We start from the raw sequence: 12,304 nt of genomic DNA on the forward strand, positions 1-12,304 counted from the left end.
CCGGTCTACACGGAAGGACAAGCCCATGGTCGGAGCCACCTACGCCCTCGCCCACACCCTCTACCCTTACGCGCCGGTTCCTGACCAACAGCGCGTGGCGCATCATCCCGTCATCATCATCGGTGGCGGGCCCATCGGCGTGGCCACGGGCCTCGATCTCGCGCAAAAAGGCACGCCAGCGCTGATCCTTGATGATCACGACGGCGTCGGCCAAGGCTCTCGGGCGATCTGTTTCGCAAAGCGGACGCTGGAAATCGCCGACCGCCTCGGTGCCGGCGGGCCCATGCGTGACAAGGGGGTGGTCTGGAACACGGGGCGCGTGTTTCATGGCGACGGCGAGGTCTTCAACTTCAATCTTCTCCCCGAGGAAGGTCACCGCAACCCGGCCTTCATCAATCTGCAACAACCCTATTTCGAGAAATTTCTCGTCGAAGCCCTGCGCGATGCACAGTCAAATTCGCAACCCATTGAAATCCGTGGCAGAAATGTGGTGCTCAAGCTTGAGCAAGACGCCGACAAAGTCACGCTGACCATCGACACGCCCGATGGCCCTTACACCGCCACGGCCGATTACGTCATCGCCTGTGACGGGGCGCGATCGCCGACCCGCGAGATGATGGGTCTTACCTTCGATGGCCGCGTGTTCGAGGATAACTTCCTGATCGCGGACGTCAAAATGACCGCCCCCTTCCCGACCGAGAGGTGGTTCTGGTTCGAGCCTTCGCTTGCCAACGCCCCCCAATCGGCCTTGCTGCACAAACAACCCGATGACGTCTGGCGCATAGATTTCCAGCTGGGATGGGACATTGATCGCAAGGCCGAACTGGCCGAGGATCGCATTCGCCAACGTATCGACGAATTCCTGCCCGCTGGCACGCAATATGATCTCGTCTGGACCTCCATCTACACGTTCCAGTGCCGCCGCATGGAGCGTTTCCGCCATGACCGGGTGATCTTCGCAGGCGACAGCGCGCACCAAGTCTCTCCTTTCGGGGCGCGCGGCGCGAACTCCGGCATCCAGGACGCCGATAACCTCGCCTGGAAACTGGATCTGGTGCTCAAGGGCCATGCGCCCGCCAGCCTGCTGGATAGCTACCACGAGGAACGGGCCCACGGGGCCGATGAGAATATTCTCAACTCCACCCGAGCGACGGACTTTCTGACCCCGAAATCTGACACCTCCAAGATCTTCCGCAACGCGGTGCTGACGCTGGCCAAGGATCACGCCTTTGCCCGACCTATGGTTAATTCGGGCCGCCTCTCGGTGCCTTGTACCTATGCGGGCCTGTCGCTGACGGGGGCCGATGCCCTGCCCTCGGGCCCGGCCCGCACCGCGCCCGGTGCGCCTTGCACCGACGCGCCGCTGGCCGAGGGCTTCTTGCTAGATCATCTATCGGGACATTTCACCCTTCTGGCGCTGAACACCGCCGCCCCTTCAGTCACCCATACCCTGCCCGTGAACACTGTGACGGTCCACGATCTGTCGCCAGAGCTTCGCAACCGCTATCTGGGGGACGCGCCCCACGCGCTCTACCTGATCCGGCCCGATCAACATGTCGTCGCCCGTTGGGACACCGCCACAGAGGCGCAAATCACCGATGCAATCAACGCCGCGATAGGCCAGCCATGACCCTGAACACCCAACCGAACATCGCCGATCCCGATGGCTTCTATGATGAGCTTTTGGCTGCCCACGAAGGGCTTTCCAAAGACCAATCCGACGCTTTGAACGCGCGGCTGATCCTGATCCTTGCCAACCATATTGGCGACCGGGACGTCCTTCGCGCGGCACTTCAAGCCGCCACCTGAGCCCTCAAACGATCAGAGCGCCCCACTTGCGAGGGCGCTCTGACATCCGTTTCCAGCGCTTGTGAGATGGTCCGTCAGACCGTGCCACCAAGCGAACCTTCGAGCTGCGCCATCTCCTGACCACCGGCCATGAGGTCTTGCAGCTCCTCCGGTGTGATCTCGCCCTTCTGAGCTGTGCCGAGGGTCTTGCCCCGGTTCAGCACCGTAAAACGGTCGCCCACGGCCAGGGCGTGACGCACGTTGTGGGTGATGAACACCACGCCGATACCCGCCTTACGGACGCGGTCCACCGTAGCCAGCACGTTCGCCGTCTGCCGCACCCCAAGGGCCGAGGTCGGTTCGTCCAAAATCAGGACTTTCGCGCCAAAGTAGACGGCGCGTGCAATGGCAACGGTCTGACGTTCGCCGCCCGACAAGGTGCCCACCGCCTGATCGGGCGAGCGCAGGTTAATGCCCATCTTCTTCATCTCGGACATCGTGGTGGCATTGGCCTTATCGAAGTCGATCATGCCGAACCGCTTCGTAGGCTCTCGGCCCATCCAGAAGTTGCGGGTGACGGACATCAGGGGGATCATCGCCAGGTCTTGGTAAACAGTCGCAATCCCTGCTTCCATCGAGTCGCGCGGGGATGAGAAGTTCATCTCTTGGCCCTCGAACAAAATGGTGCCGGACGTGGGTTTATGTACCCCGGACATCGTCTTGATGAAGGTCGATTTCCCCGCGCCGTTATCCCCCAGAAGGCAATGACATTCCCCGGCCCGCACGTCGAAAGAGACACCGTTCAGGGCAATAACCGGGCCGAAGTGCTTTTCGATATCGACCATTTTCACGATTGGATCAGACATTAACGCTCTCCCGTGATGATGCGGCGGATGTAGGTGTTCAGGACCACGGCGAACAACAAGATGATGCCAAGGAAGACCCGGAACAGACTGCTTTCCACATCCGCAAAGAACAGGCCCTGCTGCACGACGCCAAAGATCAACGCGCCCAAAGCAGCCCCCATGACCGAGCCGTATCCCCCGGTGAGCAATGCGCCCCCGATGACCACGGCGATGATCGCCTCGAACTCTTTCAAGATACCGCGGTCGGCGGCGGCCGAGCCGAATTCAAACACCTGCACGCAGGCAAAAACCGTGGCGCAAAACGCTGTGGTCATGAACATGGAGATCTTAACCCGGTCCACCGGGACGCCCACATACCGAGCGGCCTGTGCGTCGCCGCCAGCGGCGAAAATCCAGTTTCCGAACTTGGTGCGGGTTAAAACGATGTGGCCCACGATAACCAGAACGATCGCCCAAACGATCAGCATTGGCAGACCGCTAATCACCGGCTCCCCCTCTCGCGTGCCGCGTGTGAAGGTATCGACCAGGCCGATGTCAGCGAGCCAGACAAAGAACCATCCGGCCAGATCGGTGTTGAAGATCGCGGCCAACCAATCGCCCTCTGCCGCGTCTTCGATACCGCCAATGATGGTACGGCTTTCGACGGTCTGCGGCACGAAGATGGTGAAGCCCCGCAAGATGAACAAGAACGCCAGCGTCACGATGAATGACGGCAGGCCCGTGCGCACCACGATGATGCCATTGATGGCCCCGATGGTCAGACAGATCGCGAAGGTAATGATGATCGCCAGCCACATGGGCAGGCCCCAGACCACGCCGAACATCGCGATGGAAATCCCCGCGAAACCGATCATCGAGCCCACGGAAAGATCGAACTCTCCGGCGACCATCAACATGCAGGCGCCCACGGCGATAATCATGAACTGCGCGGAAATCTGGCTCCAGTTCATGATGCCCTGGGCGTTGAACATGCCGCTGTCGCCCGCCAGGATGCCGAAGAACGCGAACACGGCGATCACGCCAACGATGCCGCCCAATTCGGGTCGGATCAGCCATTTTCTGAACCCGCCCTGTTCCTTTATGCGCTCATCTCCCGGACCGCCTGCGGCCAATGGTTCCGTTTCACTCATCTTTCTGTCTCCCCGGTCGTTCACGCCCATTAGGCATCTCTGAACTGCGTGTCTTAAAACAAATAAGGGCAGGCAACGTCGCCGCCGCCTGCCCTGAAGACCTAGCCCCGCGCGCACTTTGTCATGCGCGAGGCCGTTGGCATGTTAGCGGTACTCGCCGGCCAGTGCTTCGACCAACTCAAGGCCATCTGCGGTGATGAAACCGGGGCCAGAGTTGATGTTGTTGCCAGGCAGCACGCCGTAGCGGTGGTAGTTGGTCATCACGACAACCGGTAGATAGGCCTGCAAGAAGGGTTGCTGGTCGATGCCCCATTCGATCACGCCGTCACGGATGCCGTTCACGATGTTTTCGCCAAGGTCAAAGGTGCCGAAGTAGATGTCGCCGGCCAAACCAAGCTCTTCGAGCGCCAGGATGGTGGGATCAGCCGACGTCGGCCCAAGGGCAAGAATGCCGTCGGTTTCAGGGTTGGCGTTCAAGTAAGCCATGACCCGGTTCTGAATTTCCTGAGGGTCTTGACCGGCGTCGATCATGCTCTCGCCCAGTTCCACACCCAGACCGTCCGCGAAGCCTTGGCACCGCTCGGCAACAACGGGGTTGGAGATGACGTGGTTCACGCAGAGGAAGTTGGTGACACCGTCGCCAGAAGCGCGCTGACCCGCGGCGAAGCCCGCGTCATATTCAGGCTGACCGACATACATCAAAGCGCCCACTTCGCGCGCTTGCTCTGGCGTGCCGGAGTTCATGATAATGACGTCAATGCCCGCATCTACGGCAGCTTGGATGCTGTCGGACAAAACGGTGGGGTCGGCAAGTGTCGTGATGATGCCGTCTGGGCCGGAAGCCGCCGCCTGTTCGATCAGGCGTGCCATGTCGGCGATGTCGCCGGTGGGCGGATTGCGATATTCAACCTCTACGTCCATCTGCTCGCCGGCCAAAGCCAGGGCATTGCGGATCGTGTTCCACCAGCTGTCGCTGTCCGGTGCGTGGCTGACCAGCACGTAACGCTCGCCTTCAGCGTGAACTGCCGTGGCGCCCATCAGAGCAACTGCGGAAACCGCGGTGACTGCCATCGTCTTGAAAAATGCGTTCATATTTTCCTCCCAAAAGATATGGGGCGGGTCGAACGGCACAAGCCTTGCCCGCCTTGGCAGAAGCGTAGCGTCGATTCGGATTTTTTGCAACCGGTTGCAAAAAAATGCCGGCCGCAGCAGTATGGTGCTCACCGATGTTAGCTCTGGCACAGCAGAGCGCCTCAGATTAAGGGGAGCCATGGCCGTAACCTTAAAAGATGTAGCGATGCGTGCAGGCGTTTCGACCTCGGCTGTGTCACGCACATTCACCAAAGGCGCGTCGGTTTCTTCAAAGACCCGCGCCAAAGTGGAACGCGCGGCCGATGAGTTGGGCTACTCGCCCAATGCCCTCGCCTCTTCGCTGACCACGGGTCGCACGAAGCTGATCGGTCTTGTCTCCAACAACTTTCACAACCCCCTGTTTCTAGAGGTTTTTGACCGTTTCACGCGCGGTCTCCAGGATCGGGGGCTGCGGCCGCTTCTGGTGAACCTTTCCGACGAAACGGACCCGGTGAACTCTGTGCGCATGATGCGGCAATATTCGGTGGACGGGGCCATTGTCGCCTCTTCCACCCTGCCCCCCAGCTTTGCCGAGGCGTATCGCTCTGCGGGTATCCCTGTGGTGCATTCCTTCGGGCGTTACGCGGCCGCGCCGCAAGTCCATGTGGTGGGAATCGACAACGTCGCCTGTGGCCGAATGGCGGCGGAAACCCTGATTGCACGGGGTTACAAGAAAGTGGCCTTTTTGGGAGGCCCAAGGGACGCGACCTCCACCCAAGACCGGGCCCTTGGCTTTTTGGCAACGCTGCGAAACCGGGCCGAGATCGCGGTTTCAGTCTCTTATGCGCAGGCTTATTCCTTTGATGCCGGGCGGACAGAGATGATGAAACTGTTGAGGGGCGATCGGGCCGAGGCGTATTTCTGCGGTGACGATGTTCTATCCGTGGGGGCGCTGTCGGCAGTGCAAGAGGCCGGGCTATCGGTGCCCGGCGATATCGGGATCATCGGATTGAACGACATGGAGATGGCTGCGTGGCAAAACATAAACCTCACCACGATCCGGCAACCCGTAGCCGAGATTATCAGCGCCTCAATTGATCTGGTGGTTGATACGGTCGAGGCACCCAACCGCCACCCTGAAACCCGGCTGTTCCCGTGCCAGGTGGTAGAGCGTGGCACCCTGCGCCCGCTAAATTAGTAAAGCTTGAAATGCTGCACGAAACCGCCCCCTTTAGGCGATTTCGCGCGTGGATATTGTGGCTGGGGAACACCTACAGGGTTTTGTCCGACGCGCTACATTCCCTCAGCGGAACATCGGGGGCCTTGCATCGACCCATTTGCCGCGCTCCCTGGCCGAGTCCACCGCCGCATAAACCGCCGCCATGGACCGGACCCCGTCCACCGCTTTGGGCAGGTTCGCGGAAGATCCGCCCCGGATCGCGCTGGCCAGATCCACGTAAATATTGGCCACGGCTAGGGGGAAGCCCTCGGGATGCGCAATTGCCACGCGGCTCAGGCGGGTCGCCTCATCAGAAAGACCGCCTTCGCCCTTCTCCATGATCTGGGTGCGTCCGCCCACGGGCGTGTAGTAAACTTGGTTCGGCTGCTCGGACGCCCACCGGAATCCGCCAGTCTCTCCAAACACTTGAATGTCGAAACCGTGCTGCCGCCCAATCGCCACGGAAGAGGTCCATAGCCGCCCAACTGTGCCGCCTTCCATACGGAAGTTCACCATGGCGTCGTCTTCCAGAACCCGGCTGTCGATGGCGCTGGCGAAGTCGGCGGAGAGTTCGCGCACCTCGTCGCCGGCGATGAAACTGGACATATGCATCGCGTGGATGCCGCAATCGGCGAACTGTCCGGAAACACCAGCCATTTCAGGGTCATAGCGCCACCGAACCCGAGGGTTATCGGCATCCGTCGCGTCCCCGTGGTGCCCATGAGAGAAGTTCGTGACGATCAGACGGACCTTCCCAATATCGCCTTGCGCCACCATATGGCGCATTTCACGCACCATTGGATAAGCCGAGTAGCAATAGTTAACGGCACAGATTTTCCCGGCCTTTTCCGCAACTTGCACGATCTCCTCGCCCTGCTCCACGGTCATGGTCATGGGCTTCTCGCACAGAACGTTGAAGCCAGCTTCAAGGAAGGCCTTGGTAATTTCGAAGTGGGTCGAGTTCGGCGTCGCCACCGTCACAAGATCAACGCGATCTTCGCGCGTGGCTTCAGCGGCCAGCATTTCGTGCCAGTCGCCATAGGCGCGGTCCGGCGAAACCCCCAAGGATTCCGCGTACTTACGCCCCTTCTCCGCATCGTGGTCCAACGCGCCGGCCGTCAGAACGAAGTTCCCATCAGCTTGCGCCCCAAGACGGTGCGCGGGCCCGATCTGAGACCCCTCACCGCCACCGATCATACCCCATTTCAGCTTCGTCATCGCTGCCTCCTGTAGACCGGGCCTTGGCCCGGGTTGTGCTTAAAAACCAATGCTTTGCAGATACTCACGGTTGGCGCGCGCATCATCGAGGGGGCGCACATCCAACAGCGGATCGCAATCCTGCTCCACGGTGCACCAACCCTCAAACCCGGCGTCCAACAGGATCTGGCGCACGGCAGGGAAATCCACATCGCCCTGACCGAGATTGCAGAAGATCCCTTGACCGCAAGCCTCATAGAAGCCGGTTCCCTTGGCGATCACGTCCGCTTTAACAACGGGGTCGATGTCCTTGAAATGCATGTAGGAAATGCGATTGATGTGGCGCTTCATGAAGGCCACGGGGTCGAAACCGGCGTAGGAATGGTGGCCGGTATCAAAGCAGATTTTCAAGATTTCTTCCGGCACTTCATCCAGCAGACGTTCCAATTCGGGTTCAAAGTCCATGAACCCCGCGGCATGGGCATGAATGCCCACAGTCAGACCATATTCCTCGGCCCCGATCTTCGCGATCTTCGCGATCCGGTCCCGGTAAGCCGCCCATTCGCCCGCATCCATCTGCTCGGCGGCATCGGCACGGCCCGCTGTGGGCGCACGACGAGGCGAGATAGAGTCAATCAAAACAAGATGTTCCGCGCCGTGGGCCGTCAACGCTTTACAGGTTCGAATGGCCCCGTCCAGAACATCGTCCCAAGCATCGGGGTCGTGGAACGGGCGGAAAACGACGCCGCCGATCAACTCCAGATCGTGCTCTTGCAACGCGTCCCCCAAAAGCGCCGGATCTTCCGGCATGAAGCCCACAGGCCCCAATTCGATCCCCTTGTAGCCCGCCGCCGCGCAGTCGGACAAAACCGATTCCCACGCGGGATTACGCGGGTCATCTGCGAATTCTACGCCCCATGAGCAAGGCGCGTTACCGATACGAATGGTCATGAATTTCCCTTTCAGTCCTGAGGGATAGAGGCCCAACCGCCGGTTTCGGCGGCCACAAAGGCGGTGTCGATGATCCGGCTGACGTCAAGCCCGTCGCGGAACGTGGGCCAGATAGATGTGCCCGTTTCTATGGCACGCAGGAAGTCGCGCGCCTCAATAATGATTTGATCCTGATAGCCGGTGCCATGCCCCGGCCCCTGACAGAACGGCAGATAATCCGGGTGCTCTGGCCCCGTGAGGATTTTCACGAACCCGCGCGTCGCTTCAGGCCCCTCGGCTCGGTAGAGGTGAACGGCATTCTGGTCCTCCTGATCGAAGCGAATAGAGCCTTTTGTGCCATGAATTTCATAGGCATAGCCCATTTTTCGGCCCGTGGCCGTGCGGCTGAAGTAAAGGTGCCCCATCGCGCCATTGGCAAATCGCACCATCATCTGAGCGTGGTCGTCGTTATCAACTTTCACCCCACCTCGCGTCGCGTGAACGGTCTCGATCGAGGCAAAAACCGCCGCCATCGGCCCCATCAAAGCTAACGCGCAGTTAATCATGTGAGGCGCAAGATCACCCATGCAGCCGTTGGCACGTCCGGTGGTGCGCCAGTTGGCTGGTTCATTGGGGTCGGCCAAGAAATCTTCTGTGTGCTCGCCCCGGAACCACGTCACATCGCCGATCGCGCCCTCTTCCAACAGCTTTCGAACGAATTGTGTGGCGGGGGTGCGTACGTAGTTGAAGCCGATCATATTGGGCAGATTGGCGGCTTCTGCGGCGGCGACCATTGCGGACGCATCCTCGAACGAGGCGCCAAGGGGCTTCTCGCAAAACACTGGCTTTCCGGCGGAAAATGCGGCTTCGGCGATATCTCGGTGGGTTTCTTGGGGCGAGGCAATTACGATGGCCTCTACCTTCGGATCGGCCACCAAGGTCCGCCAGTCGCCTGTGGCACGAGCGAACCCGAAAGCCTCACGGTAGCGTTCCGCCGAGGCGTCGCTGGAGGCGGCAATCATTTCTAAACGAGGGCGCAGGGCCGTGTTGAACACTGCCCCCACAGATGCCATGGCGACCGCATGGGCCTTCCCCATATAGCCGCCGCCGACCAAGCCAATGCCGATATTACCCATAACGCACCTTCCCTTGCTCAACCGTGTTGCAACCGGTTGCAAAACACGTATCCTGCAAGGGACACCTTCGCAATATCCAATCTGGAATCCGACCGGGGAAATACCATGACCGCACCGACACACACCATTCGGCTGACCGTGGCGCAAGCCATTGTGCGCTATCTGATGAACCAGTTCATTGAGATTGATGGCGTCGAAACACGCATCTGCGGTGGCGGCTTCGGGATATTCGGCCACGGCAACGTGCCCTGCCTGGGCGAGGCGTTGTATCCGGTGCAGGACGTGCTGCCGCTTTATCGCGGCCAGAATGAACAAAGCATGGGCTTTGCAGCCGCGGCTTACGCCAAATACCACCTGCGCCGCCGCTTCATGTTTTGCACCGCATCCGCCGGGCCCGGCACGGCCAACTTGCTGACAGCCTCTGCCCTTGCCCACGCAAACCGCTTGCCGATGCTGATGCTATGCGGCGATACTTTCATTACGCGCCTGCCCGATCCGGTGCTGCAACAGCTAGAGCATTTTGGGAACCCAACCCTCGGCGTTAACGATGCCTTCAAGGCTGTGACCCGCTTCTGGGATCGAATCACGCATCCCGCGCAGATTATCCAATCCCTGCCCGCCGCCTTGGCCACCATGTTGGACCCCGCTGATTGCGGTCCCGCGTTCCTTGGATTACCCCAAGACGTTCAAGGCTGGACCTACGACTACCCCGAAGCCTTCTTCGCGCGTCGCGTCCATCGCATCCGCAGCCAAGCCCCGGATCCCGCCGAAATCGCCGATGCCGCAGCGGCACTGATGCAGGCCGAACGTCCAGTGATCATTGCGGGGGGCGGCGTCCAATACGCCGGCACCGTGGCCGAATTGACCGCTTTCGCCGAGGCCCACAACATCCCCGTTGTTGAAACCATCGCCGGACGCGCCAACCTGTTGGACGATCATGGGCTGAACATCGGGCCTTTGGGAGTTACGGGATCGGACTCGGCCAATATCATCGCGCAAGAGGCTGATGTGATCCTTGCCGTTGGGACGCGCTTGCAGGATTTCACCACCGGATCGTGGACCGCCTTCGCCAAAGACGCGGTGTTGATCGGTCTGAACGTCGGTCGCCACGATGCGGCCAAGCACCTGTCACTGCCAGTGGTGGGCGACGCCAAGCAGAGCCTTCCGGCCCTCGGGTCGGCTCTGGGCAGCTACGCCGCGCCGACGGAGTGGACGGACAAGGCCAAGGCCGAGCGGGCGAAGTGGACAGCCTATGTCGCGGACAACGTGGCCCCCGGCAACCGCCCCAATTCTTATGCCCAAGCCATCGGCGTAGTAAATGCGCTGTGCGACAAGCGGGATCGTGTTGTTGCCGCCGCGGGGGGGCTGCCTGCCGAAGTTACGGCCAACTGGCGCACCCTTGATGTGGGCACAGTAGATGTGGAGTTCGGCTTCTCTTGCATGGGCTATGAAATTGCAGGAGGCTGGGGCGCGAGGATTGCACAATCCGAAGGTGAACCCACAGCCGATACCATCGTCTTCTGCGGAGATGGCAGCTACCTCTTGATGAATTCGGACATCTACTCAAGTGTCCTGACCCAGAAGAAAATGATCGTTCTCGTGCTCGATAACGGCGGTTTCGCCGTCATCAACAAGCTGCAGAACAACACTGGAAACGAGAGTTTCAACAACTTGATCGCCGATTGCCCCACGGTCCCCGAACCCTTCACGATAGATTTCGACGCCCACGCGCGGTCCATGGGGGCGGCGACGGAAACCGTGTCCAACCCTGCCGAGTTGGCCGAGGCCTTCAAGCGTGCCAAGGCCGCCGACAAGACCTCTGTTATTGTGATGAAGGTGGACCCCTATGAGGGCTGGACCACAGAAGGTCACGCCTGGTGGGAGGTTGGGACACCTCAGGTTTCGGACAATCCCAACGTGCGCGAAAAGCATGCGGAATGGGAAGCGGAGCGGATCAAGCAAAGGCAGGGCGTGTGATGCAGCTTCAGGGCAAGAACTTCCTTATCATCGGCCGTGCCGGAATGGATATGTACCCCGACCCTCCCGGCACTCGGACCGAGGATGCGACGCATTTCTTCACCTGCCTCGGCGGCTCCTCTGCCAACATCGGCGTCGCGATCACGCGGCTTGGGGGGCAGGCTTCCTTGGTCACCCGCGTGGCCGACGACGCGATCGGGCGGTACTGCTGTAATCAGCTGGACCACTACGGCATCGACCGCACCCATGTGCACGCAGAGGGCGGCGAGGCGCGCAATTCGCTCGCCGTGGTTGAGACCCGGATCGAGGATCACCAGTCGGTGATCTATCGCAACGGCGCCGCTGATTTTGAGATGACAATCGCCGATGTGGAAGCCGTGGATTACACCGCATTCGACGCGTTGATCACCACCGGCACAGTCTTCGCGGCAGAGCCGTCGCGCAGCGCCGCGTTCCGCGCATTTGAACTGGCGAAAGAGGCCGGGTTACAGCTGATCTTTGACGTGGACTACCGCCCCTACTCCTGGCCCTCAGCCGCGGTCGCCGCCGAGGTATATTCCCGCGCCGGAGCCATGTGTAACGTGATCGTAGGCAATGATGTGGAGTTCGGCTTCATGGCCGGAGACTACGACCAAGGCCTTGAAAAAGCGCGTGAATTGGTGGGGAACGGCGCCGCCATCGCGGTCTACAAAATGGGCGAAGAAGGCGCGGTCACGATCACCCCGGAGGGTGAGATTCGCACCGGAATTTTCCGTACGGAGGCCCTGAAACCCACAGGCGCGGGCGATAGCTTCATGGGTGGTTTCGTGGTCGGTTTAGCGGACGGACTACCCATCGACGAAGCTGTGCTGCAAGGCTCTGCCAACGCCGCCATGGTTGTGGCTCGGGTCGGATGCGCCCCCGCCATGCCCACCCGCGCCGAATTGGACGCATTCTTGAACGAACACCCCGGGCCAACCCGCGCCGGTGAACCGGCCTGAAAGGACTAAA

Annotated in this window: 11 protein-coding genes; 5 read left to right on the forward strand and 6 right to left on the reverse strand. The window is 60.5% G+C overall.

The window, feature by feature from the left end:
• The first annotated feature begins 25 nt into the window (after positions 1 to 25).
• Both AADW23_RS16890 and AADW23_RS16895 read left to right on the forward strand, forming a co-directional pair.
• Positions 26 to 1,630 carry an FAD-dependent oxidoreductase gene (locus AADW23_RS16890; protein ID WP_341862111.1) on the forward strand — a complete coding sequence of 535 codons (1,605 nt, stop codon included), beginning with the start codon at positions 26 to 28 and terminating at the stop codon, positions 1,628 to 1,630.
• The gene (locus AADW23_RS16895; protein WP_341862112.1) at positions 1,627 to 1,809 is read left to right on the forward strand and encodes a DUF2783 domain-containing protein; all 183 of its coding nucleotides are present in this window, start codon (positions 1,627 to 1,629) and stop codon (positions 1,807 to 1,809) included. Before AADW23_RS16890 ends, AADW23_RS16895 begins: the two co-directional genes overlap by 4 nt.
• Before the next feature lie 74 nt (positions 1,810 to 1,883).
• On the opposite strand, the gene AADW23_RS16900 is transcribed toward AADW23_RS16895, so the two are convergent.
• The 3 genes from AADW23_RS16900 to AADW23_RS16910 form a co-directional block, all read right to left on the reverse strand.
• Complete coding sequence (locus AADW23_RS16900) at positions 1,884 to 2,654, reverse strand: ATP-binding cassette domain-containing protein (protein WP_341862113.1); 771 nt, start codon at positions 2,652 to 2,654, stop codon at positions 1,884 to 1,886.
• Complete coding sequence (locus AADW23_RS16905; RefSeq protein ID WP_341862114.1) at positions 2,654 to 3,784, reverse strand: ABC transporter permease; 1,131 nt, start codon at positions 3,782 to 3,784, stop codon at positions 2,654 to 2,656. Before AADW23_RS16905 ends, AADW23_RS16900 begins: the two co-directional genes overlap by 1 nt.
• A gap of 144 nt (positions 3,785 to 3,928) precedes the next feature.
• Positions 3,929 to 4,876, reverse strand: coding sequence for a sugar ABC transporter substrate-binding protein (locus AADW23_RS16910; RefSeq protein WP_341862115.1), 948 nt, complete (start codon positions 4,874 to 4,876; stop codon positions 3,929 to 3,931).
• Positions 4,877 to 5,054: 178 nt separating this feature from the next.
• Between AADW23_RS16910 and AADW23_RS16915 the strand changes: the two genes are divergently transcribed.
• Positions 5,055 to 6,053 (forward strand): LacI family DNA-binding transcriptional regulator, encoded by a 999-nt coding sequence (locus AADW23_RS16915; protein ID WP_341862116.1) that lies wholly within the window; start codon positions 5,055 to 5,057, stop codon positions 6,051 to 6,053.
• A 105-nt stretch (positions 6,054 to 6,158) separates the two neighbouring features.
• Here AADW23_RS16915 and AADW23_RS16920 read toward each other — a convergent pair whose 3' ends face one another.
• The 3 genes from AADW23_RS16920 to AADW23_RS16930 are packed head-to-tail and all read right to left on the reverse strand — an operon-like array spanning position 6,159 to position 9,337.
• Complete coding sequence (locus AADW23_RS16920; RefSeq protein WP_341862117.1) at positions 6,159 to 7,292, reverse strand: Gfo/Idh/MocA family oxidoreductase; 1,134 nt, start codon at positions 7,290 to 7,292, stop codon at positions 6,159 to 6,161.
• A gap of 39 nt (positions 7,293 to 7,331) precedes the next feature.
• Positions 7,332 to 8,222 carry a TIM barrel protein gene (locus AADW23_RS16925; protein ID WP_341862118.1) on the reverse strand — a complete coding sequence of 297 codons (891 nt, stop codon included), beginning with the start codon at positions 8,220 to 8,222 and terminating at the stop codon, positions 7,332 to 7,334.
• Between the two features lie 11 nt (positions 8,223 to 8,233).
• Positions 8,234 to 9,337 (reverse strand): Gfo/Idh/MocA family oxidoreductase, encoded by a 1,104-nt coding sequence (locus AADW23_RS16930; protein WP_341862119.1) that lies wholly within the window; start codon positions 9,335 to 9,337, stop codon positions 8,234 to 8,236.
• 105 nt (positions 9,338 to 9,442) lie between these two features.
• Here AADW23_RS16930 and iolD point away from each other — a divergent pair, with 105 nt between their 5' ends.
• Both iolD and iolC read left to right on the forward strand, forming a co-directional pair.
• On the forward strand, positions 9,443 to 11,314 hold the full coding sequence (gene iolD / locus AADW23_RS16935) for a 3D-(3,5/4)-trihydroxycyclohexane-1,2-dione acylhydrolase (decyclizing) (RefSeq protein ID WP_341862120.1): 1,872 nt from the start codon (positions 9,443 to 9,445) through the stop codon (positions 11,312 to 11,314).
• Positions 11,314 to 12,294 (forward strand): 5-dehydro-2-deoxygluconokinase, encoded by a 981-nt coding sequence (gene iolC / locus AADW23_RS16940; RefSeq protein WP_341864351.1) that lies wholly within the window; start codon positions 11,314 to 11,316, stop codon positions 12,292 to 12,294. The genes iolD and iolC overlap by 1 nt, the downstream gene beginning before the upstream one ends.
• Positions 12,295 to 12,304 lie beyond the last annotated feature (10 nt).

It is taken from the genome of Gymnodinialimonas sp. 57CJ19 (genome assembly GCF_038396845.1).
Classification (GTDB): Bacteria; Pseudomonadota; Alphaproteobacteria; order Rhodobacterales; family Rhodobacteraceae; genus Gymnodinialimonas.